This is a genomic window from Acinetobacter lwoffii (assembly GCF_024129115.1).
Taxonomy (GTDB): Bacteria; Pseudomonadota; Gammaproteobacteria; order Pseudomonadales; family Moraxellaceae; genus Acinetobacter; species Acinetobacter lwoffii_T.
Genome location: NZ_JAMXXO010000021.1, coordinates 20,734 through 43,643, shown reverse-complemented (window position 1 = coordinate 43,643; position 22,910 = coordinate 20,734). Strand labels below are relative to the sequence as shown.

General features: G+C 42.7%; 21 protein-coding genes and 1 pseudogene. 8 read left to right on the top strand and 14 right to left on the bottom strand.

All coding sequences use genetic code 11. The annotated features are described in order from the left end of the window. Window positions 1-655 precede the first annotated feature (655 nt). The 3 genes from NI470_RS13330 to NI470_RS13320 all read right to left on the bottom strand — a co-directional run bounded on the left by NI470_RS13330 (window position 656) and on the right by NI470_RS13320 (window position 4,079). Window positions 656-1,705, bottom strand: a complete 1,050-nt coding sequence (locus tag NI470_RS13330) for a 3-deoxy-7-phosphoheptulonate synthase (RefSeq protein ID WP_180087526.1) — start codon at window positions 1,703-1,705, stop codon at window positions 656-658. Window positions 1,706-2,226: 521 nt separating this feature from the next. Then, window positions 2,227-2,757, bottom strand: a complete 531-nt coding sequence (locus NI470_RS13325; RefSeq protein ID WP_004731160.1) for a hypothetical protein — start codon at window positions 2,755-2,757, stop codon at window positions 2,227-2,229. 209 nt (window positions 2,758-2,966) lie between these two features. Then, entirely contained in the window at window positions 2,967-4,079 is a 1,113-nt protein-coding gene (locus NI470_RS13320) for an S-(hydroxymethyl)glutathione dehydrogenase/class III alcohol dehydrogenase (protein WP_191112250.1), read from the bottom strand. Between the two features lie 121 nt (window positions 4,080-4,200). Between NI470_RS13320 and NI470_RS13315 the strand changes: the two genes are divergently transcribed. The 3 genes and pseudogenes from NI470_RS13315 to NI470_RS13305 form a co-directional block, all read left to right on the top strand. After that, window positions 4,201-5,757, top strand: a complete 1,557-nt coding sequence (locus NI470_RS13315) for a phospholipase D family protein (protein ID WP_253148659.1) — start codon at window positions 4,201-4,203, stop codon at window positions 5,755-5,757. A gap of 167 nt (window positions 5,758-5,924) precedes the next feature. After that, entirely contained in the window at window positions 5,925-6,362 is a 438-nt protein-coding gene (locus NI470_RS13310; protein WP_253148657.1) for a hypothetical protein, read from the top strand. A gap of 17 nt (window positions 6,363-6,379) precedes the next feature. Beyond that, window positions 6,380-6,622: pseudogene (locus tag NI470_RS13305) on the top strand (pyridoxamine 5'-phosphate oxidase family protein); the annotation flags it as partial. 96 nt (window positions 6,623-6,718) lie between these two features. Here the strand turns inward: NI470_RS13305 and NI470_RS13300 are convergent. The 7 genes from NI470_RS13300 to NI470_RS13270 form a co-directional block, all read right to left on the bottom strand. Beyond that, entirely contained in the window at window positions 6,719-7,303 is a 585-nt protein-coding gene (locus NI470_RS13300; protein WP_005251966.1) for a uracil-DNA glycosylase family protein, read from the bottom strand. Between the two features lie 32 nt (window positions 7,304-7,335). Then, window positions 7,336-8,046, bottom strand: a complete 711-nt coding sequence (locus NI470_RS13295; protein WP_253148654.1) for an SGNH/GDSL hydrolase family protein — start codon at window positions 8,044-8,046, stop codon at window positions 7,336-7,338. Window positions 8,047-8,263: 217 nt separating this feature from the next. Continuing rightward, window positions 8,264-9,322 (bottom strand): fatty acid desaturase, encoded by a 1,059-nt coding sequence (locus NI470_RS13290; RefSeq protein WP_253148652.1) that lies wholly within the window; start codon window positions 9,320-9,322, stop codon window positions 8,264-8,266. 409 nt (window positions 9,323-9,731) lie between these two features. After that, the gene (locus NI470_RS13285) at window positions 9,732-10,475 is read right to left on the bottom strand and encodes an SDR family oxidoreductase (RefSeq protein WP_004280440.1); all 744 of its coding nucleotides are present in this window, start codon (window positions 10,473-10,475) and stop codon (window positions 9,732-9,734) included. 52 nt (window positions 10,476-10,527) lie between these two features. Beyond that, window positions 10,528-11,226: a histidine phosphatase family protein gene (locus NI470_RS13280; RefSeq protein ID WP_005100133.1), complete on the bottom strand. Its 699-nt coding sequence runs from the start codon at window positions 11,224-11,226 to the stop codon at window positions 10,528-10,530. After that, the gene (locus NI470_RS13275) at window positions 11,223-12,344 is read right to left on the bottom strand and encodes a phosphotransferase family protein (RefSeq protein ID WP_253148650.1); all 1,122 of its coding nucleotides are present in this window, start codon (window positions 12,342-12,344) and stop codon (window positions 11,223-11,225) included. The genes NI470_RS13280 and NI470_RS13275 overlap by 4 nt, the downstream gene beginning before the upstream one ends. Before the next feature lie 51 nt (window positions 12,345-12,395). Then, window positions 12,396-13,637: an acyl-CoA dehydrogenase family protein gene (locus NI470_RS13270; RefSeq protein ID WP_253148648.1), complete on the bottom strand. Its 1,242-nt coding sequence runs from the start codon at window positions 13,635-13,637 to the stop codon at window positions 12,396-12,398. 94 nt (window positions 13,638-13,731) lie between these two features. Between NI470_RS13270 and NI470_RS13265 the strand changes: the two genes are divergently transcribed. Together NI470_RS13265 and NI470_RS13260 are read left to right on the top strand one after the other, a co-directional pair. Next, complete coding sequence (locus NI470_RS13265; protein WP_005266278.1) at window positions 13,732-14,649, top strand: LysR family transcriptional regulator; 918 nt, start codon at window positions 13,732-13,734, stop codon at window positions 14,647-14,649. A gap of 168 nt (window positions 14,650-14,817) precedes the next feature. Next, the gene (locus NI470_RS13260) at window positions 14,818-15,435 is read left to right on the top strand and encodes a thermonuclease family protein (RefSeq protein ID WP_253148646.1); all 618 of its coding nucleotides are present in this window, start codon (window positions 14,818-14,820) and stop codon (window positions 15,433-15,435) included. An 83-nt stretch (window positions 15,436-15,518) separates the two neighbouring features. Here the strand turns inward: NI470_RS13260 and NI470_RS13255 are convergent, their stop codons facing one another. The 3 genes from NI470_RS13255 to NI470_RS13245 are packed head-to-tail and all read right to left on the bottom strand — an operon-like array spanning window position 15,519 to window position 18,082. Then, window positions 15,519-15,626 carry a DUF2474 domain-containing protein gene (locus NI470_RS13255; protein ID WP_253148644.1) on the bottom strand — a complete coding sequence of 36 codons (108 nt, stop codon included), beginning with the start codon at window positions 15,624-15,626 and terminating at the stop codon, window positions 15,519-15,521. Window positions 15,627-15,635: 9 nt separating this feature from the next. Then, window positions 15,636-16,640 carry a cytochrome d ubiquinol oxidase subunit II gene (cydB, locus tag NI470_RS13250; protein ID WP_004647089.1) on the bottom strand — a complete coding sequence of 335 codons (1,005 nt, stop codon included), beginning with the start codon at window positions 16,638-16,640 and terminating at the stop codon, window positions 15,636-15,638. Further along, a complete protein-coding gene (locus NI470_RS13245; protein WP_004280451.1) occupies window positions 16,637-18,082 on the bottom strand; it encodes a cytochrome ubiquinol oxidase subunit I in 1,446 nt (481 codons plus the stop codon). Before NI470_RS13245 ends, cydB begins: the two co-directional genes overlap by 4 nt. 265 nt (window positions 18,083-18,347) lie before the next feature. On the opposite strand from NI470_RS13245, the gene NI470_RS13240 reads away from it, so the two are divergent. Together NI470_RS13240 and NI470_RS13235 are read left to right on the top strand one after the other, a co-directional pair. Beyond that, window positions 18,348-18,791, top strand: a complete 444-nt coding sequence (locus NI470_RS13240; RefSeq protein ID WP_253148642.1) for a MarR family winged helix-turn-helix transcriptional regulator — start codon at window positions 18,348-18,350, stop codon at window positions 18,789-18,791. Then, the gene (locus tag NI470_RS13235) at window positions 18,788-19,990 is read left to right on the top strand and encodes an MFS transporter (protein ID WP_253148640.1); all 1,203 of its coding nucleotides are present in this window, start codon (window positions 18,788-18,790) and stop codon (window positions 19,988-19,990) included. Before NI470_RS13240 ends, NI470_RS13235 begins: the two co-directional genes overlap by 4 nt. 6 nt (window positions 19,991-19,996) lie before the next feature. Here the strand turns inward: NI470_RS13235 and NI470_RS13230 are convergent, their stop codons facing one another. Beyond that, window positions 19,997-20,977, bottom strand: coding sequence for a GlxA family transcriptional regulator (locus NI470_RS13230; RefSeq protein WP_253148638.1), 981 nt, complete (start codon window positions 20,975-20,977; stop codon window positions 19,997-19,999). 78 nt (window positions 20,978-21,055) lie between these two features. On the opposite strand from NI470_RS13230, the gene NI470_RS13225 reads away from it, so the two are divergent. Continuing rightward, complete coding sequence (locus tag NI470_RS13225) at window positions 21,056-22,879, top strand: acyl-CoA dehydrogenase (protein WP_005251976.1); 1,824 nt, start codon at window positions 21,056-21,058, stop codon at window positions 22,877-22,879. The last annotated feature ends 31 nt before the right edge of the window (window positions 22,880-22,910 follow it).

Below are 22,910 nucleotides of genomic sequence, written 5' to 3'. Positions count from 1 at the left end.
AAGAAAGTTAAATCCTGTGCTTGACTCTTGTGGTTAAAAACAGGACATTTTAAATGGTTTATCGCATAGACATTTTAATTGGTGAATAACAGCCCTTGTAAGTCCAAAATAGAAATATCCGCTTTCAGACTCTGGCATTGATTATGCCACCTAACATTAAAAGTGACATTGGCCATACGTTTTTAGCCAAATTATGCGTTGCCCAGATCCTCAGTATTAATCGGTAGAAAGTGTGCGTGATCTAGACTGCTCAAGCATAGATATTTGAGTACTTTCCGCCTGTAAAACTGGGTTAAGACGATTACTTTTCAATTTGATTTGCAAGCGCAGTTCATTATTGGAGTCCGTATTACGCTTAGCATATGGTGCATAAATTTACGCGCTTCATCGAGCAATTCGGTTGTATACATATCGAGATTCCTGAGATCATGACTGGTCAGCCGTGTAGAATCAGCTGAAGCAAGACCTCTAATAAATTATTGTTATTGTTTATTTTTTAATTTAATTATTTTTATTCAATTTATAAAATCGTTCTAATCATTATTTTTATTTTCAAACGCTGTGATGAGCTAGTTTAAGCATCTGGGAGATGCGCTGATCGGCTTCATCCGATTCTGTCTTTCCCCAATCAATTGAGGAAAGACATCATTCAGTTTTAAGCACTACGCTTCAAACCTTCGAGCCGTAGTGAGTCAGTCATATTTAACAATAGTTGTTCGGTTTTTGTCCAGCCCAGACATCCATCAGTTACAGACTGACCATAAGTCATTTGCTCAGAAATTTTCTGGTTGCCGTCAACAAGATGACTTTCTAGCATTACGCCACGAACATTGGTCTGTAAGCGTTCTGCCACGATCTGCTCCAATACTTCAGGCTGCAGCATCGGATTTTTTGAGCTATTGCCATGACTACAGTCAATCACCAATGCCGGTAAGTCGATCTGATGTTTGGCCCGGATTTTCTCAATTTCTGACAATTGGTAATTTGGTCCGCTATTCGAGCCACGTAAAATCAAATGTGCTTTAGGATTACCTTGCGAGTGTAAAATGCATGGTAAACCAGACTGGCTCATCCCCAGGAATTGATGAGGATGAGAGGCAGACTGAATGGCATCTAATGCAATCTGGATCGAACCGTCAGTACCATTTTTGAAACCGATGCTGTACGGCATATGGCTGGAAATTTCGCGATGAATTTGCGATTCGCTGGTACGTGCGCCAATCGCACCCCAAGCTAATAAGTCATCGAAATAAGCAGTTGCCATCGGGCTAAGAATTTCAGAGGCAATGGGCAGACCCATTTCAATGATTTTTAGGTATAAGTCACGAGATTTTTCCAAGCCCAATTGCATATTGGATGAACCATCCAGATTTGGATCGTAAAGGAAACCTTTCCAGCCTACGGTAGTCCGCGGTTTTTCGATATAAGCACGCATCACCAGGAAAATCTGATCAGATAGCTGTGACTGAAGCTGTTTTAATTTTTCTGCATAGTCTAGCGCCGAAGCTTCATCATGAATGGAACATGGGCCGGTGACCACCATCAAACGATGATCCTTGCCTTCTAATATATTTTGAATGATTTGACGATGTTCAGCGACTTGGCTGGCCAATTGCGGAGACAGTGGCAATTGCTGCTTAAGCTGCTGAGGTAAAATTAAAATGCTTTCAGCATGATGTTGTTGTGATGTATTTGGGGTATTCATGACTTTAATCCTGGGACTGGCAATCAGTCCAAACTTTTATTTGAGCGTTATGGGTCTAATCGAAAGTGTTGTGAGTGTCATTAGCTGACTAAAATAAGACCAATAAAAGTTGTTAAAATATGAATAGTTAAAGTTTGTCATGGCTGTCTCCAAAATATTTTAAAAAATGAAAGGCATAAAAAAACCTGATCAGGGTTGCCGATCAGGTATAAACTGGTGGGCAACCTTTTCATTGCCCAAACGCATTCAGGCAATTAGCTAAACTGCCAGAAATAAAAATATGCGTTTGAAATGATAGGTTGCTTTAACATGTTATGTCTTTCATAAAATGTGATTCTGAAATTAAAATACGCGCTCTGTGATCATTTGACAAGCATTAAATATAAAAAAATATTTATTAACTTTTCTACTTTTATTTATCGATCAATCAAACCGTGATATGTATCACTAAAATTAGTAAAACCCACAAACCTATTGCGGGTTTTACCAAAGAAACTTCAGTTTAATCCAAAGATTAAAAATTAACGTGAAACACGATTCCAGGCATCACGCACTGCAAATTTAGCCTGTTCCCAGTTTAAACGTGATTCGCCTTTTATTTGTTCCCATTTCATTCTCAAATCAGGTTCTACGTCTTCAAAACGGGTATGGGCATCATAGCTACCACGGTTTTCATAACCGACTCGATAGGCCGTATCATAATCACGGTCATAATCCAGATCGCTATAGGTAGTACGGGCATCTGAATAGTATGGCGTATTGATCGAATTATCACGCCAGTAAGCCTGTTCTTCTGTTGGATTTATAGCTTCGCCTACACCTTTACCTGCCAGACCACCAACAACAGCACCGACAACGCCACCGACAGCGACACCCACTGGACCGCCTGCAGCACCAATAGCTGCACCTGCAGCTGCACCACCTGCAGCACCGACACCTGTACCCACAGGATGTGCGCCAGGTTCACCCGTAATTGGATCAGCATTTAAATCATCGCGGACATCTTTAGGCGCATTCTTAATTACATCACGATCAAAATTATCATTCGACATAGAGCTTATCCTTATTCTTTAAAATGGTTTTAGCACGTATCTTCATACGTCCTATTTAATATAAGCATCTGGCATGTAATGACATTAGCAGGCGTGTTTTGTTTCAGTGACTCTCTGTGAGGCTTTCATGCACTAATGTATCCTGAATCAAGTGAAAGCCGCATAAAAAAGACCGGTTTAATACCGGTCTTTTTTAAAATTGAAAAAGCTTAGTCAAAATGAATGACCGTACGGATTGATTTACCTTCATGCATCAAGTCAAAAGCTTCATTGATCTGATCCAGTGGCATGGTATGTGTCACAAAAGGCTCAAGTTGAATTTCACCTTTCATGGATTGCTCTACCATTCCCGGTAATTGTGAACGACCTTTTACCCCACCAAATGCAGTACCCATCCATTTACGACCTGTGACTAACTGGAATGGACGGGTTGAAATTTCTTTACCTGCTCCGGCAACACCAATAATCACCGACTGACCCCAGCCACGATGCGCACATTCTAGTGCTGAACGCATCACATCTACATTGCCGATACATTCGAATGAATGGTCTACACCCCAACCAGTCATTTCGACAATCACTTGCTGAATCGGCTGATCATAGTCTTTTGGATTCAGGAAATCTGTCGCCCCAAACTGTTTCGCCAGTTCAAATTTATCCGGATTGGTATCAATCACAATGATACGGCCAGCTTTAGCCTGACGTGCGCCTTGTACTACAGCAAGCCCAATACCACCTAAACCAAATACTGCAACACTGTCACCTTCCTGCACTTTAGCCGTGTTATGTACCGCGCCAATACCGGTCGTCACACCACAACCCAGCAGACAAACATGCTCATGGTTGGCTTCAGGATTAATTTTTGCCAGAGAAACTTCAGCAACCACGGTATATTCAGAAAAAGTTGAACAACCCATATAGTGATAGATCGGCTCGCCATTATAAGAGAAACGGGTCGTACCATCTGGCATTACGCCTTTACCCTGGGTCTCACGCACAGCAACACACAGGTTGGTCTTACCTGACTTACAGAACAAGCATTCGCCGCACTCAGCAGTATAAAGCGGAATCACGTGATCGCCCGGTTTCAGGCTAGTGACTCCTTCACCTACTTCAACGACCACACCCGCACCTTCATGACCCAAAATTGCAGGGAATACACCTTCAGGATCTTCACCAGACAAGGTAAATGCATCTGTATGACACACACCTGTATGGCTAATTTTTACTAATACTTCACCTGCTTTTGGTGGAGCAACATCCACTTCTACAATTTCTAATGGCTGGCCTGGACCAAACGCAACTGCTGCACGTGATTTCATGTAAAACTGTCCTTTTTTTGCTGATTTACAGATGACTAACAGTAACCTCTTTCTATTCGGAGATTCAACTATTAACATCACTAGATAAGGAATAAAAGATCCTATAATTAATGGAACATCAATGACTAAACCTTCGCCCTTTGTATGTTTGAGCATTTTTACTTTTAGCATCATGCTTTCTGGCTGTGAACTGGCTCCCAACACTGCTGAAGAAGCGAAAATCACGCCGGTTCGACCTGCACATTGGATCGACAATCAACTTTCAAAACAGCAGATCAATAGTGGTAAAACGGCTTTCTTGCCGCTCTATGATGGCTTTATGAGTATGGCAGCGCGTCTGCACCTGATTAACAAGGCCAAATATCATCTGGACCTGCAATATTACATCTGGAAGGATGATTATATTGGCAATATGATCTTGTCTCAATTACTTAAAGCCGCTGATCGCGGTGTTAAAGTACGGATTCAGATTGACGATCAAAATGGCACCCAGCTTGATGACAAGCTTCTTGCTCTAAGCCAGCATCCAAATTTTGAAGTCCGGATTTTTAATCCCTATAAATTTCGTCATTTACGTGCGCTGGATTATGGTTTCCGGATGAAAAAGGTCAACCATCGCATGCACAATAAACTGATCATTGCGGATGGCACTGCAGCCGTGACCGGTGGCCGCAATATCAGCAGTGAATATTTTGATGCCAGTGAAGATTTTCAATTCACCGATGTGGATATATTCTTCGCGGGTCAAAGCGTAACAGATGCCAATCAGACCTTTATTAACTTCTGGAATGATGATCTGAGTTATGACGTTCGACAGGTGTTGAATGATGCCGGCCATCCTGAAATGCTTAAAAGGCTCAGAACTGAATTTGAACGTGAAGATGTTGATGAAACTGAACTCAAACGCCGGGTGGGTATTGCCGAGAAACAAGTCGAACAGCACTTAAAAAAACAACCCATTCACTGGGCGCCGGCTTATTTTGTTGCGGATAGTCCCGCAAAAGCTCGTCCTCATGCCAAAAATGGCGATTATATTTATACCCATATGCTCGAATTAATGGGTGAGCCGAAAAAACATCTGGAACTGGTGTCCTCGTACTTTATTCCCACGCAAAAAGGGGCCGATTATTTAACCCGTCGTGCTCAACAAGGCGTGAAAATCAGAATCCTGACCAACTCTTTTCAGGCCAATGATGTGGCCGCAGTGCATGCCTATTATCAGCAATATCGTCAGCAATTATTGAAAAGTGGCATCGAACTCTGGGAATTTAAACCCTATATTGTCCGTCCGGAACGTACCTGGTATGAAATTATGACCGGAGATATCATCCCGGCTAAAAACAAAAACAGCTCCAGTTTGCATGCTAAATTTTTTGATCTGGATGGCATGGTGTTTGTCGGTTCATTTAATTTTGATCCGCGTTCGGCCTATCTGAATACCGAAGTCGGTCTGGTCATTGAGTCGGAAGATTTTCAGAAGGAAATCACCAGTGCGATGGATCAGTACTTACCACGCGTGGCTTATCAGGTTAAGCTGAATGAAAAAAATGAAATGATTTGGCTTGAACATCAAAAAGATGGCCGTAGCATTCAACATTTACATGATCCGGAAACTACAAAATTCCAGCGTTTTATGATGAATCTGGTGACGAAATTTCCCGGTGAATGGTTAATGTAATGACATTGGAATGACCTCAAAATTACATGATATAAAAAGCCCATATTTCGAGAATGGCCACTTAAACTAACTTAGTCCAATCATCTTTTAAAAGGTTTTACAGTCGATTGCGCTTACTTTAAAATTACACTTTTCTCGTATTTTGCGATTTTTCGCCCTCCACTCCCATGCAATTTTTTGATTTAAGCCGTCAGTTTAAGTTCAATGATATTCTGACGCCTGTAAAAACTCTCCATGATTTATCCCAGCAAGAATGGTATTTGGCCAAAATTCGGGTGGAACATGACTGTCTGTCCGACTCCGATACGGTCGAGGGACAGGTGGTTTTGAAATCCAGTGAAAATATTCAGCTCGAACTGGAATGGCTGATTCAGGATAGCGGTTATGAATTACAGGTTTTATTTAAAGGTGTAGAAACCGAAGCCACTGATGAGACCGGAATTATGTTGAAAGGTGCACAACTGGTCGATGAACAGCAGCAAGTACTTTCTGCCCAAGCGTTGAGCTTATGGATTGATGGTACTCTTTTGCCGATGTTGCCTGAGATCCGTCAGGAAATTAAAGCACGTTTAAATTTGTGGGATTATGTCGAATACGATGGCTAATCGCCGAATTTTGCATTAGTAGCAAACTGTTTTGGTTTCATGCACTGTTGAAAGGTAAATTTAAGCGTTACCCAGGAGTACGTTTGTATGCAGAAATTGGCACTTTACGTTCAGCCACATCTGAAGAAATACAGCAGGTGGAATCTCGTATTCGAGTTTTAAAATGGATCAAAGGTAGCCAGTTAATCTGGTCCAGCTTTCATCATATCCGGGAGATTAAAATCAATAGCTATCGCTGGGTTGAATATCCAAATATGTAAATAAATGAGGCTAAAAACTTACAAATAGTAAGTTATTTTCTTATTTAAAGTTTTAAATCTCTTTAACCATTTTTCATCTGATTATTGGATTAAATATTAAACCAGCCCCACATGCTCAAACATCAATCGGTAACTTTCGGCTTTTTTCTCCAAAGAAACCGGATATGCTCGAGAAGATGAAGGCATGCGATATAAATACAGATCACGTCCGACAAAATGGGCCTCGCTAGGCTGACCAATACTCGGCTTTAAAGTCCCTTCAGGCATAGACAGCATCATGGTGTCTGTGGCCTTGTCGCCTGTGGTCATAATATGATTGCACTGCGGCATTTGGCTGAGCAGTTGCTCAATATTGGTGGGTACTACAATTTCCAAAAATTTATCTGAAGCATTGCCCTTTAAACGCCGGATCTGATAGCCACTATCAAAAATCGCAATCCCCGTTTCAGTTAAAAAATCCCGGATCAATTGTTCCTGAAATTTTTTATTAGGTAAGTCCAAAAAGTAATCTTTATTTTCAAAGAAAATCAGCCCAAAAATCCGCCACATATCATTCTGATAGTTTGGATAATAAAAATTCATTTTCCAGCGTGTTGCAGGCGGTGGAAAACTACCCAACATCAGTAATTTGGCATTGGGCGGTAAAAATGGCGGTAGCGGATGCGTTTCAATATCAGACATAGAATTAACTAAATTGAGAGATTTCAACTATTTTAGAAGGTCTTCCGAATCTTGCCAGCTACTTCTTGTCCCCAAAGTGTATAAACTTCCTTACTCGGATGAAAACCATCTGCAGCCATTTGTAAATTCATGGCACGATACTTCTCAATATCGTATTCAATCCATTGCATATTCACTTGCTGATTCACAAATTTTTCCAGTTGCTGGTTCATCTGTTTAGCATACTGGCCAAATAGCCACGCTAAAGGATTCGGTAGCGCCGGAAACATATTCATTGGCGGAACTCCAGCAGCAATAATCAGTTTCGGACTAAATTTTTGCTGGATTTTGCTATAAAGCTGTTCCTGTTTCTGAATCCAAATATCAGCAGGCATCAGTTTGGTCACATCATTGACGCCAACCGATGTGACAATTACATCATAATGCTGGAATTCCATCTGGTCCAAAGCGCGAATCACTTTTGAGCTGGTATCGCCGGTTTTGGCCTGTAATTTCCATTCAATTTCAAAGTCATTTTTCAGTTCATGCAGAATTGCACCCAGTAATGCATCATCCTGATGTTCTACGCCTACACCTGCCGCCGCGGAATCTCCTAAAATGAGCAGAGAAAGTTTTTCGCCTGTTCCTGTTCGACCTTCACGTTTTCCCTGTGGTTCAGGCAACTTCAAGGTATTTTTCTTGACGCGATTACCCTGAATGATAAGTGCAGGAATTAAGGCAATGGTGGCGGCTTTCAGCAACATAGCGGGCTAATTTATATAAAGATATACTTGATTTTACCTGAGTTTATTCTTTTGAACTATTTCCTCAACAGTCATTTTAGATGAATAATCACTTAAATTTTGCTGAGATAGGATTCTTGTAAAATATAGGATTATACATCTTGCCATTAGATAAAACACAAAGGATAAATATAAAAAAATCCCGCTTTAAAACGGGTTTTTTTATCGAAATCAAAGCTTAGATTTTATAGTCATTCCAGCGATTCATACGCTTAAAGGTTCCCACATCATTAAAACGCACACCTACTTCTTTCATCACTTTATGCGCCGTTTTGGACGTCAGTTGACGGATATAAAATGGCTCTTTGACCACAAAATGATGAATCGCATGGGTCGAACCAAAATTACAGCAGAATAACTGGAACGGGACCATCCACCATGGATTGAGCACTTGGGTTTGTTTGATCACATCACGTGGATCAATATCGCCATAGTAATGCATATTTGAACTGACAAACTGCAAGCTAAAAGAACGGATAAAGTTAGGAATCACCCAGATGACTGCCAGCAGATTCACGATCGGCATGGCGTCGACAATGCCTTGCGCCCAGAGCATCTCATAACCGAATAGTGGTGCAACCGCATTTAAACCATGAAAGACCACAAACAGGTAGCACAATCCATAGTAAATAATGCTGAGAGGTAAAAAGCCGAATAACTGAGAAATCATGGCAATTTTACGTTCTTTTTCAGGCTGCTTTTCCAGAAAAAGATGAATCATTTTAAACATCTGAAATGGACGCAGATACACTGACATCAACTGGTCACTAATTACTAGAATTCGGCGAATGCCCCAAGGCATACCATTACTGATGCCACGTTCTTCCAGGTCATGTTCAGTGCCTGAATATTTATGATGATGCAGATGTAAACGACGACGTGCCCACGGACTGATGGTGTTTGGACGTGCCAGCCAGACCAGTGCCAGCATCAGATGATGTGCCCAAGGTGTTTTTTTGAAATACATATAATGAATCAGGTCATGTTCCAGTTCATGGGTCAATGACGCAAAAATCGCAATCAAGGGAATGGTAAACCATGCTGAAAGATAACCTGTTCCATATGCTACCGCGCATGCAATCATGCCTGCCCAGGCAAAGCCTAAAATACTCGCACCGATAAAGTTCTGATGTTTGAGTATGGGATAACGAGCACGCACCTCTTCCCCGGCCTGGGTAACGATACTTCTGACCTTGGAGATTCGCTGCTGGTCAGTCATATCCGCAGATGTAGACATATGGACAACCTTTAATTTCTGAACGGTTGTACATTAAAGGAAATTCTAAAAAAGAGAAGTTATCTTTCCACTTTTAGAGTGAGTATGTCTAAGTTTTGGACAGTTTGGAAAAGTTCTTAAAATTGGCGAAAATTAGGAAAAGTAAAAGATGGTCTTTCTCATGAAACGAAAATTTAAAAGTAATTGATTTAATTGCAAATTCATCAATAAAATAAAAATATAATTTTTGATAATTTAAAACTTTATTTTAATAATCAATATATTAGGATTTATAAAATTTCGCTTTTTTGTAAATTCAAGCTATACATTTTTTAGAAAAAAATACTGATTCAGAAATTTTTCTCAGTTTGTCATAAAAAATAAAAAGAGAAGCGCTCTAGCTTCTCTTTTTATAGATCTAAGAGCGCTTTTAACCTAACTTGTTCACCAGTTTAAGTGGTAATACTTTCATGGCTAGACCGAGTGGCAACCAAGGCCATTTCGGCACATAAGCCTTAACTGGTGCTTTTTCAATTTCTGCTGCCAATAAACGCGAACCAGTTTTTTCATCGACTTCAAAAGGTAGCTTTTTTGCCCCTTCATTAATTTCAGTACGAATATATCCTGGGAAAATGGTGGTCACTTTAATTGGCGTATCAATCAGTTCAGCTCGAATGCCTTCCGCTAAATGAGCCACGCCGGCCTTACTTGCACCATAAGCCGTTAAATGTTTTGGCATACCGCGCATTGCACTCATAGATGAAATCATCACCAGATGGCCAGAGTTTTGTGCACGGAAGATTTCAACTGCAGCTTCACATTGTGCTAATGCCGAAATAAAGTTGGTTTCAACCGTGGCTTTATTGATAGCAAAATTACCTTTACCAATCCGGCGGCCCTCACCGACACCAGCATTCACAATAACTCGGTCAATGGTGCCAAAGTCTTCTTTAAAAGCACGAAACACTTCAAACACTTGATCGTAATCGGTGACATCTAGTGTTTTGGCAATGACTTTGATGCCATATTGGCTTTCCAGTTCCTGCTTTAAGATTTCCAGACGCTCCAAACGACGTGCACAAATCGCCAGGTTATAGCCTTTTTTCGCAAATTCACGTGCCATACCGGCGCCGATCCCTGAACTTGCACCGGTAATTAAAATTGTTTTAGCCATGTATTTACCCTATTCCTTTATTTTTCTAGCGTATTAGGTTTTCAATCTCATTTTAAATCCAGGTCAATAAGTCTGGACGCTGTGCTTTAATAAAATGATGTTCATTTAAACTGAGTAGTTGCGGTTCATTACCCACCAGACGTAGTGTCGTGATACTGGTATTGGTAATCGCCCAGTTCAGGGCAAAGGTTTTCTCCGGGCTCAGCCCTAGAATTTTACCTACTGCAACAGAAATCACACCACCTGAGGTATAGACTACTGCATAGCGCGGACGGCTTTTGGACAACTGGTCACACAGATTTTCTAAGCCGCTTTCCACGCGTGCTTTGAAACTTGGCCAAGATTCATCATATTCATGGTGATAATCATCGCCAGTCCAGCGTGCAATTGCACCGCTAAAAATTTTGCTCAGATAATCTCGTGGATTTTCATGTTCTGATACATCCTGTTTCAGCAATTCAGGCTGATTAAAGCGCGGCTCATAACGGGCGAATACCTGCTGATGATTAAATTCATTCCAGGCACTATCGGTCAGAATCTCACTTTCCGGAAAACATTCATCCAGAGATAAATGCGCCGTCTGCTGATGGCGTTGCATGGAGCCAGCCACCACATAAGGTGCTTCTTTCAGAATTTCATCAAAATAGTGGCCCAAAAGCTTTGCTTGTAACTCACCGTTGGGCGAAAGCTGGTCATAACTTTCTGCGCCAAAAGAGGCCTGGCCATGCCGGATCAAGTAAATGGTTGTCATTTTGGCATTATCTCTTTAAATTTAAGCACATACTTTTGTGCAATCTCATTGGCTTCCAGTTTTTGCTTGCCAATCAGTTTTAAGGCACGAATATGCAAGGCATGAATCACCACCCAAAAATCCTTGAACGCTGGATTATTAGTCTGTTTGTGGTAATAACGATAATAGATCTGCTGGGCAATCACCGCGAGACGGAAAATTCCGAACACCTCATAAAACGCCCAGTTTTCCGGTTGCAGGCCGGTTTTTCCCAAGTAGTAATCCACCACTTCTTTACGGGTAAACATACCTTTTAGATTGGTCGGCTGGCGGCGTGTTGCCTTAAAGATGGCATTGTCAGTATCTTCCACCCAATAGGCTAAAGCAGAACCTAGATCCATGAGCGGATCGCCGAGTGTCGCCATTTCCCAGTCCAGTACGCCAATCACTTCAGTCGGATTTTCCGGATTTAAGATGACATTATCAAAACGCCAGTCATTATGAATCACACAGGTTTTGGAATCAGAAGGAATATTGTCTTTCAGCCAGTTGCGTACATATTTAAAGGATGGAACATTCAGCGTTTTGGCCTTTTCATAACGAGCATCCCAGCCTTCGACCTGACGGCGACAATAGCCTTCACCCTTACCGAGATTTTTAAGTTCGGTCCCTTGATAAGGCACCTGATGCAGTTCGATCAGTTTATCAATCACATTGATACATAAAATCCGGATATCGGATTCAGTAAGCTGCAGCTCAGGTGGCATTTTGGCGCGAGGGATAATTCCTTCCAGACGTTTCATGACATAGAAATCACAGCCAATCACTGATTCATCTTGACAAAGCGCCACCATTTCAGGCACCACAGGATAATGTTCAGCCAAGGCTTTCTGCACATGATATTCACGTGCCATGTCATGTGCAGATTTGGCTTTGGTACCGTGCGGCGGACGACGTAAAATTAGATCGGCATTGGTATACTGTAAACGGTAGGTCCAGTTTGAAGCTCCGCCTGAATATTGGGTCACTTGCACAGGGCCTTCAACATTCACATTTTGCTGAATTAACCAATTGGTGATGGCTTGTACATCCAGTTCTTCACCTTGACGAACTGCTCCACCTACATCAATAACCGCCATAATTTTTCCTTAAAATTTTTTAATACGTTGCAATCTTCTATTTAAGCCAGTTTATTTTTTGTGGCGTGTACTGTAGCCACGTTTTGCCAGTTCCAGTTTGGCAATCATGCCCTTATGTACTTCATCCGGGCCATCGGCCAAACGCAAAGCACGTGCCTGGGCAAAGAATCCAGTCAGTGGCGTATCACGAGAGACACCGGCACCGCCGTGAATCTGAATCGCCATATCGACGACTTTTTCCAGCACAATTGGCGCAACGACTTTAATCGCAGAAATTTCAGTCAATGCCGCCATATTCCCTAAAGTATCCATTTTATAGGCGGCATACAAGGTCAAAAGACGGGCCTGATCAATCGCAACTCGTGCTTCCGCGACCCGTTCCAAGTTACCGCCGAGTTTTAAAATCTCTTTGCCAAATGCGCTACGACTCATACCACGGTCAATCATCAGCTCTAAGGATTTTTCCGCAGCACCAATACAGCGCATGCAATGATGAATACGGCCTGGTCCTAAACGACCTTGAGCAATTTCAAAACCCTGACCGGCGCCACCAATAAAATTCGCTACCGGAACGCGGACATTTTCAAAACTGACTTCGCCGTGGCCATGTGGTGCATCGTAGTCACCAAACACTGGCAGCATACGTTCAATTTTTACCCCTGCGGTATTTACCGGAACTAGAACCATCGAATGCTGATGATGACGGTCTTTTGTTTCATCTGGAGTATGTGCCATAAAAATAATGATTTTGGCGTTAGGATCACCCAGACCTGATGACCACCATTTACGACCATTCAGAACAATCTCATCACCTTGAATTACCGCCGTTGCCTGCATATTGGTGGCATCACTGGATGCAACTGCAGGTTCAGTCATACAAAAGACCGAACGGATTTTCCCTTCTAATAGTGGCTTCAGCCATTGCTGTTTCTGTTCTTCAGAACCATAACGCCACAATACTTCCATATTGCCGCTATCTGGCGCATTACAGTTAAATACGACTGGTGCAATCAGGCTACGACCTGAAAGTTCGGCAATATGTGCATATTCCTGAACCGATAAACCCTGGCCAAGTTCAGGACAAGGGAGAAACATATTCCAAAGGCCAGCTGCCTTGGCTTTGGCTTTTAAGCTTTCCAGTTCTGCAGGCCATTGCCATTTGGTCCAGTCGCCGCCTTGGTTCAACTCATGAACTTGCTGCCAGAAATCAGCTTCAACTGGTTCAATTTCCTCAGCAATAAATTTTTTGGTTCTATTTAAATAATCTTGTGCACGTGCTGAAAGCTCAAACATCTCTTTATCCCTCTAAATATTCTAATTCATACGCTTTACAACACCTTAACCCAAAACCTATTATGAATAAAATGATTTTACTCCATACATTATTATGCATAGCATTCATTCTAAAACAGTCATGGACCTGCGAAATTTTCATCGTATCGACATTAACCTTTATCCGCTTTTTATGGCAATTTATGAGCAGAACAGTATTTCTAAAGCTGCACAGATTTTATCAGTTAGCCAGTCTGCTGCCAGTCATGCTTTACAACGTTTAAGACAGCATTTACAGGATGATTTATTTGTACGTACTGGCAGCAAAATGCAACCTACGCCGTTTGCGGAACAGATCTATCCTGAGCTGAAGAATGCACTTTTTGCGATTCAAAATATTTCAATACAGCATCAGCACTTCAGACCGGAAATGATTCAGAGTTTGAAAATTGCCGTACATGATGAAATTGAGCCAATGATCTTTCCCAGACTGGTTCAGCACTTTCAACAACTCAATCTGGAAATTCAACTTAGCAGCATGAAGCTGGACCGTAAAAATATAGCAGCAGACCTCGCCTCTCAACAGGTCGATTTTGTCATAGATCTGGAACAAAACATTGCTGAAAAAATCCAGTTTGAGCGTCTGGTTCAAGATGAATTTGTAGTGTGTACACAATTAACAGAAATGAATGAGCAGATTTATCTTGCCTCACCTCATATTGGCGTGTCATCACGCCGTACTGGCGTTTTAGTTGAGGATATTTATTTAAGCCGTAAACAATATTCACGACAGATTTTTTTACGCTGTCAGCATTACTCAACTGCTCTGCAAATTTTGGAACAACAAAAGACAGCTATGCTGACTATTCCTAAAAATGTATTGGTACATTTACAATTGGCTACCAGTCTAAATATTTTTGAAGTCCCTGTGGAACTGCCGAAAATTAATATGGGGATATATTGGCATAAGGATTTGCACGAGAATAAGAGACATCAATTTTTGAGAGCTGAAATTTATAAAATTTTTACTTAGGCTATTTATAAAGAAATTTAAATTGCTTAGGCTATTTTATATATAAGTTTAGATGGTTGCAGATTCATCTTTTCGCCAGAAAAATATACTTAGGCTATTTTAGCTGGTACAAAACTAAACACTGAGTGATTAGCTTTTAATCCGTAGATCTACTGGCTTTGCTCTAGAATGGCTCGACTTTTAGCTGTGATTTTACAGCTGGTTTTGCTGATTTGGATCTTGCCTTTGTTAAATCTCTCCACCACCTGGCAAATTGTGCTGGGTCTAGTACTGCTATGTTTTTCTTATTATCTGCTGCATAAGATTACAGTTTATTTAAAAGATGTTTTCCGTCCCTTTAAGAAAGGCAAAAAATACTGGTGCCGTGTAAAAGCTGTAAGTGACGGTGATACCCTCACCTGCTACCGTTTTAACATTCGTCGCTCTGAAACCAAATTGCGCTTTGCTTTTGTCGATGCCCCCGAATCATCCCAAGCCTATGGTAAAGAATCGCAGCGTCTGGTCAAAAGCATGGTGAATAATAAAATGATTCGGGTCAAGATAACCGACATTGACCGTTATGGCCGTTGTGTCGGTGTGGTCTATCGCTATCGCAAAAATATCAATGAAGAGATTGTCAAACGTGGTGCAGCGTGGGTCTATGAAGAATATATTAAGGACAAAAATCATTTACGCTATATGATGGAGCTGCAAAATAAAGCCAAGAAACAGAAAAAAGGTCTTTGGAAAAGTAGCCGTCCTGTACGTCCAAGTGTTTATCGTAAACAGGTAAAATCGTCAATTTGATTTTATCAAATATAAATTGCAAATAATAAAAAGTGATCAGGACATTCAGATCACTTTTTTTCATTTATTTTAGTTTTACCGATTTAATAAGCCAAATGCACCAGAAAGCGGAATGCGCCAGCAATCAGAGCCAGCGTTAAAAATCCTGCCAGCCATAATCCTAAAAACCATAATGCCTGTTTGCCTTTCATGACCACTCCTTAATGATAGCCATCATCGCCGACCCTGACCTTATGCCGGAACACCCAATAGGACATACCCGTATAAATCACAATAATTGGAATCAGGATCAAAGCACCAATCAAAGCAAATAACTGGCTATTTTCATGCGCTGCTGCCTGCCAGATTGTTACGCTCGGCGGAATAATATATGGCCATAGACTGATCAAGAATCCAGTATAAGCGAGGAAAACCAGAACCAGCATATAGGTAAATGGACCTAATTCACTGCGTCTTTTACAGGCACGTAAGGCCAGCCAGGTAAATAGCAGAACCAGAACTGGAACTGGCATAAAATAGGTGAATTGTGGCTGACTAAACCAGCGTTCGGCAATCTGTGGATGGGTCAACGGCGTATAAATACTGACAGCACCCAATATGATCAGCAAGGCAATAATCAGCTTAGGCATTAGTTTAAACATTCGATCCTGCAAATCATCTCCGGTTTTATAGATTAGCCAGCCACAGCCTAATGCCGCATAGAGCACCACCACACTGATTCCGGTGAAGATGCTGAATGGAGTGAGCCAGTCCAGACCACCACCAACATAGACACCATTTCGAGTTTCAATGCCCTGAATATAAGCGCCTAAAATCATGCCTTGCAGGAAACTGGTGATCGCAGAACCACCGATAAAGGCTTTATCCCACCAATGCTTACTGCGGTTTGCCTTGAAGCGGAATTCAAAAGCCACGCCGCGGAAAATCAAGGCAATCACCATCAGAATAATTGGCATATACAGCGCCGAGAGTACGGTCGAGTAAGCGAGTGGAAAAGCTGCAAATAACCCTGCACCGCCCAAAACCATCCAGGTTTCATTGCCATCCCAGACCGGAGCCACGGTATTCATCATGACATCACGTTCATCCTGATGCGGAAAGAAAGGAAACAAGATGCCGATGCCCAGATCGAAACCATCGAGAATGGTATAAATCAATACACCCAAACCAATAATCACAATCCAGATTAATGATAAATCAATCATTTTTTATCCTCCTGATCCGGTTGTTCAGGAACTTCTTCGATACGTTCGCGAATACTACTTAATGGTCGACGCGAGGCCTGAACCACATCGCTATCTGATTCATGATCTGGTCGGGTATGAATAAAATCCGGGCCTTTGTGCATCAGGCGCAACATGTAGTAAATTCCGATACCAAATACCACACAGTAGACAACTACAAAAATAATCAGGGTCAGCCCCACCTGTTCAGCGGAAACCGGAGACAATGCATCCTTGGTTCGCATGATGCCGTAGACTACCCAAGGCTGACGGCCGACTTCTGTGGTAAACCATCCCGCAAGCATGGCAATAAATCCGGAAGGTCCCATAATCAGGGCAAATCGGTGCAATGCACGGGACTCATAAAAGCGACCACGGGTACGTGCCCACGCTCCCCATAACGCCAGTAACAGCATCAATACGCCGAGTCCGACCATAATCCGGAAGCTCCAGAACACCACCAGCGAATTCGGCCGGTCTTCAGGCGCAAAGTCTTTAAGTCCTGTAACCTTTCCATCCATCGAGTGGGTTAGAATCAGGCTACCCAAGTTGGGAATTGCGACTGCATATTTGGTTTCTTCGGCCTCCATATCTGGAATACCAAAGAGATATAAGGGCATGCCTTCGTCATGATTGGTTTCCCAGTGCCCTTCCATGGCTGCAAGTTTGGCTGGCTGATGTTCAAGGGTATTAATACCGTGCATATCACCGACGATGACCTGTAAGGGCGCGAGTACCAGAAGCAGCCACATCGCCATGGAAAATGAAGTCTTGACCAGTGCATCACGACGGCCTTTGATTAGATGCCATGCGGCTGTAGCAGCGACCAGTAAGGCGGAAACCAGAAAGGCAGCCATGGCCATATGGGCCAGACGATAAGGGAAAGATGGGTTAAACACGATAGCAAGCCAATCTTGCGGAACAATCAGGCCATTTTCAATCGCAAAGCCTTGTGGGGTCTGCATCCAGCTATTGGACGATAAAATCCAGAACATGGAAATACAGGTGCCTATCGCAACCATCAAGGTCGAGAAAAAGTGCGCCTTTGGTCCCACTCGCCCCCAGCCAAATAACATGATGCCCAGAAAGCCCGCTTCCAGAAAGAAAGCGGTGAGTACTTCATAGGCCAATAAAGGTCCAGTCACGCTGCCTGCCACCCGGGAAAACTCACTCCAGTTGGTTCCAAACTGGTAGCTCATGACCACACCAGAGACGACACCCATCCCGAATGCCACAGCGAAAATTTTCACCCAGAATTTGAATAGATCCTGAAAAATCGGATTTTGGGTTTTGAGCCAGCGCCATTCCAGAATGGCCAGAAAGCTGGCCAAGCCAATAGAAATTGCCGGAAAAATGATATGAAAAGATACAGTAAAGGCGAACTGTATTCGTGCTAACTCTAATGCAGTTAAACCCAGAGTCATAAGCTTCACCTATGCATTGTTATTTGGCATCTTTGCCCTTCAATTTTTAAGTCATGAATTTTTCTAGTGACATGGCTAGCTTAGGCGTGGCTGTTATAAAAAGTATGTAGTCTTTTGTTGATTATTTTTTAATCAGGTTAAACTATGTAACTCTTGCTGATAAAGAAAATATTACTCTGAATAATTTTTAAAACTCTCCTCTTGAGCTTTAGATAAAACAGGCGTAAATTAGGCCTAAATTTAGTTACCCAGGTTAACTAACCATATGTTTTCCGAATCTCCCCGACTTCGTACGCTGTTATTACGCTGCGCACGACTGATGAGCGATGAGATCAATACGATCTTGTTGTCATCTCAATTAAATTATTCCTTATGGCAGGTGTTATACGTCATCCAGTCAAAGCAACAATGCACGCTGGTAGATATTTCCAGTTATCTCAATGTATCCAAGCCCGGTATTACTAAGCGGATTCAGCAACTGGTTGAACTCGATCTGATTGCCCAACTCGAAACTGAAGACAAACGTCAAAAGCTGTTCAAGTTGAGTGAGCAAGGAGTTGAGACCTTTGCGATGTGTTCCAAACAGATCGATGCATTTGAAGATCAGTTGCTTGAGCACGTTGAATCAGATGATCTTGAAGGCAGTAAAAATACCTTGATGCAACTCATTCAGCAGTTATATCCCTCATCTCAGGACAGACCTCAATGAGCCAAGAACAAGAAGCGCCTTTATGGACGCCCAATTTTATCCTGATCAGTCTGGTGAATTTCCAGCTGGTTCTGGTGTTCTACTTACTGGTGATTGTGATTGTCGGCTACTCAGTGGCTGAGCTAGGGGCTTCGACTGCACAAGCCGGTCTGGTATCAGGTCTGTTTATTGTCGGCACCCTATTCGGACGCTTATTGATCGGAAAATTACTGAATCGTCTGGGCCTAAAAAATACGCTTGTCATTGGCCTGACTGGTTTCCTACTCTTTTCCGGACTGTATATGATTCCGGCCAAGCTGGAAGTTTTACTAGGCATCCGTCTGATACATGGCTTTATGATGGGTATGGCTTCTACTGTACTGGGTACAGTGATTGCACAGACCATTCCTGCCACACGACGTGGTGAAGGAATTGGATATTTCAGCATGAGCAGCACCCTCGGCACAGCGATTGGTCCCTTTGCCGGAATCTGGCTGATGACAAATTTTAATTATCAGGTAATTTTCATCTTTACCAGTATCGTTGCGCTCAGCTGCCTGATTTGTGGCTTGTTCATCCAGCCACCACGCCTTAAGGCAGGTCATTCGTCAGCAGATTCTACTTCGCAAAGCACCAGTAAACTGGCCCAGTATATTGAACCGAATGCCCTACCGATTGCACTGATTGTACTGCTGGTGGCTACTTCTTATTCAGGTGTACTGTCCTTTATTCATTTTTATGCCAAAGACATTAATCTGGTCGAAGCAGCATCATTCTTTTTCTTAATGTATGCCTTTGCCATTTTGCTTTCGCGTCCTTTTACCGGCCCGCTCATGGATCGTAAAGGCGAAAATATCATTATCTATCCTGCCATTGTGATTATGGCACTAGGGATTTTTCTGCTGAGTCAGGCACAGAATTCTGTGATATTACTTACTAGTGCAGCATTGCTCGGTTTTGGTTTCGGGAATATCCAGTCAGTGTGTCAAACCATTGCGGTGAAAAGTACGACATTGCAGCGTATGGGGCTTGCTACCTCAACCTTCTTTATTGCCCTGGATGCCGGTCTTGGTTTTGGCCCTTATTTCCTGGGTATGCTGCTGGATCAGATTGGTTATCGTCAGCTTTATCTGTTCTCGGCGCTGCTCACCCTGAGCTGCCTGGTTTGGTATTACCTTCTGCATGGCCGTAAAGTGGGAAAAGTACAGCCTTCTCATTAAGCGCTTTTAAAAGCGTCGGCTAAACCGGCGCCGGTATTCCAACGGCGTCAGACCGGTTTTTTTATGAAATAAACGGCGGAATGAACTTGGATCCTGATAGCCGACATTTTGCATGATCACATCCACAGCTTGATCGGTTTCTTCCAGTCGTTTACGGGCAGCCTCAATCCGGATCGCTTGTAGATACTGATTGGGCGGTATGTCTAAGGCTTGTTTAAAGCGTCGAATCAGGGTCCGGCCAGTCACATTAAACTGCTCTGCCAGCTGGTTCAAACTAAAATCTTCATGAAAATGCTGCTCTAGCCAGTTCTGGATTTTTTGTACCAGTTCATCATGGTGCGGCTGGCCAATATTCAGCAATGAATAAGACAACTGGCTATCACGGCGGTAATCAATTACGAAAGATTTAGCCGATTGCATGGCCACCTCAAAGCCATACAAGCGCTCAATCAGATGCAAACCTAGGTCAAACCAGGCCAGGCCTCCACCTGCACAATAGATATTCTGATCTCGGCTAATCATCAGATCGGCATTCAGTTTCACCTTAGGATAGCGTGAACAAAACACTTCCTGAAAACCCCAATGTGTTGTTGCAATCCGGTCATCTAAAATGCCTGCTTCTGCCAGAAAAAAATTCCCCGTACAGTTTCCTGCAATTAAAGTCGCCTCTGCATGTGCAGATTTTAAAAAATGAATCAGTTCTGGATTCTGTTGCAATACATCCTGAATCGGTGCAGCGATGGTCGGTACCACCAGAATATCTGCAGTTTGAATCTCTTGATAAGAAAAATGTGCCTGCAACTGCAGCCCATTGATACACCGAATCGGATGTCCCTCCGGACTGGCGATACTCACCTTAAACAGGCGCTGTACGTCCTGCTGCTGGATCCGGTTCCAGCTTACGCCAGCCATAGTAAATAAATCGACCACACCCGTAATGGCCGAAGCCAGAGCCCCATGAAAGCCTAAAATCACCACCTGTTGCATACTTTACTAATTGTCACTTTTCACCCGATTCATGTCATTATTGACAATCCTCCTCAATAAAAGCAACTGCTAGTCTTGATGCTATCTCAAGGATTGCACATTCAGGATAGTACCGTGACCCAACTGATTAATGATAAAGATCTGCATTTCCAGCTTTATGACGTATTCAAACTTGAAGCGCTGACTAAACTGCAACGCTATCAGGATCATGACAAAAATACTTTCGACAGTATTCTGGAAACGGCAAAAGGTATCGCGACTGATTATTTTGCGCCGCATAATGCCAAAGCTGATCAACAAGAACCGAACTTTGATGGCAAACAGGTCAAAACCATTGATGAAGTGAAGACAGCCTGGCAACAGTTTGCCGATGCCGGCCTGCTTTGCGCCCAGCATGATTATGCAGATGGTGGCATGCAACTGCCCACTTTGGTGAATATGGCCTGCAATGCTTATTTTATGTCGGCCAATCCGTCCACCGTGGCTTATTCTTTTCTAACGGCCGCTGCGGCGAACCTGATACAGGCTTTTGCCTCCCCAAAACAAAAGCAAATATTCCTACCGCATATGTTGAGTGGCCGCTTTGCTGGCACCATGGCCATGACAGAGCCGAATGTAGGTTCCTCTTTGGGCGATCTGACCACTAAAGCGATTCCTCAGGCAGATGGAATTTATAAAATTAAAGGCCAGAAAATGTTTATTTCGGGTGGCGATCAGGACATTAGCGAAAATATTGTGCATCTGGTCTTGGCGCGGATTCAGGATGCGCCGCAAGGCGTGAAAGGAATTTCCCTGTTTATCGTACCAAAATTCAAAACCAACGAGGATGGTTCACTCGGTGAAGCTAATGATGTACAGCTGGCTGGCTTACTGCACAAAATGGGCTATCGAGGTACTACATCTACAGTTTTAAGCTTTGGAGAAAATGATAATTGCTTAGGCTATTTAATTGGTGAACCCGGTCATGGCTTAAAATATATGTTCAAGATGATGAATGAAGCACGTGTGGGTGTCGGTCTGGGCGCAGCCATGATTGGTTATCGTGGCTATCTGGAATCTCTGGATTATGCTAAAAACCGTCCGCAAGGCCGGCCAGTTCATGAAAAAACACCTGACTCGAAACCAGTAAATATCATTGAACATACCGATGTCAAACGCATGCTACTGGCGCAAAAGTCATATGTAGAAGGTTCGCTGGCACTTTGCTTATTTGCAGCCCGATTAATTGATGAACTTCAGGCAGCTCAAGATGAAGATAGTGCAATTCTCCTTGATCTCATCACCCCGGTGGTCAAATCTTTCCCTTCTGCCTATGGTCCGAAAGCCAATGATCTGGCTATTCAGGTCCTGGGCGGCGCGGGTTATACTCGTGAATATCCGGTGGAGCAATGTTACCGTGATAACCGGCTCAATCCGATTCATGAAGGAACTTACGGCATTCAATCTCTGGATCTGCTGGGACGTAAACTCTGGCAGCATAATGGCAAAGGGCTCAATCTGCTCATGCAGCGCATCCAGAAGACCTTGTCAGAGATTCATGATCCGAAGATAGTGGAACTCGCAAAGATCTATAAACAGCATCTTGCCACTGTGCAAAAGACTACACAGATTTTAGGCCAGGCCTTGCATCAAGGTAAAGTCAGCGAAGCTTTGGCCAATTCAGGCCTGTATCTGGATATGATGGGTAAGACCATCCTAGCCTGGCTATGGCTGGAAATGGCGAATCAGGCTCAACTCAAGTTTGGCACATCTTCGCAGGCAGAAGATCAGACTTTTCTGGCAGGGAAAATTCAGGCAGCTCAATATTTTATTCGCTGGGAACTCCCTGAAATTGAACATCAGGCCAAATTACTGATGCATCTGGATGATACTTGCCTGAATATGCAAGCCGACTGGTTCTAGGCAGAATTAATCAAAAAATGCGCCTTTATCG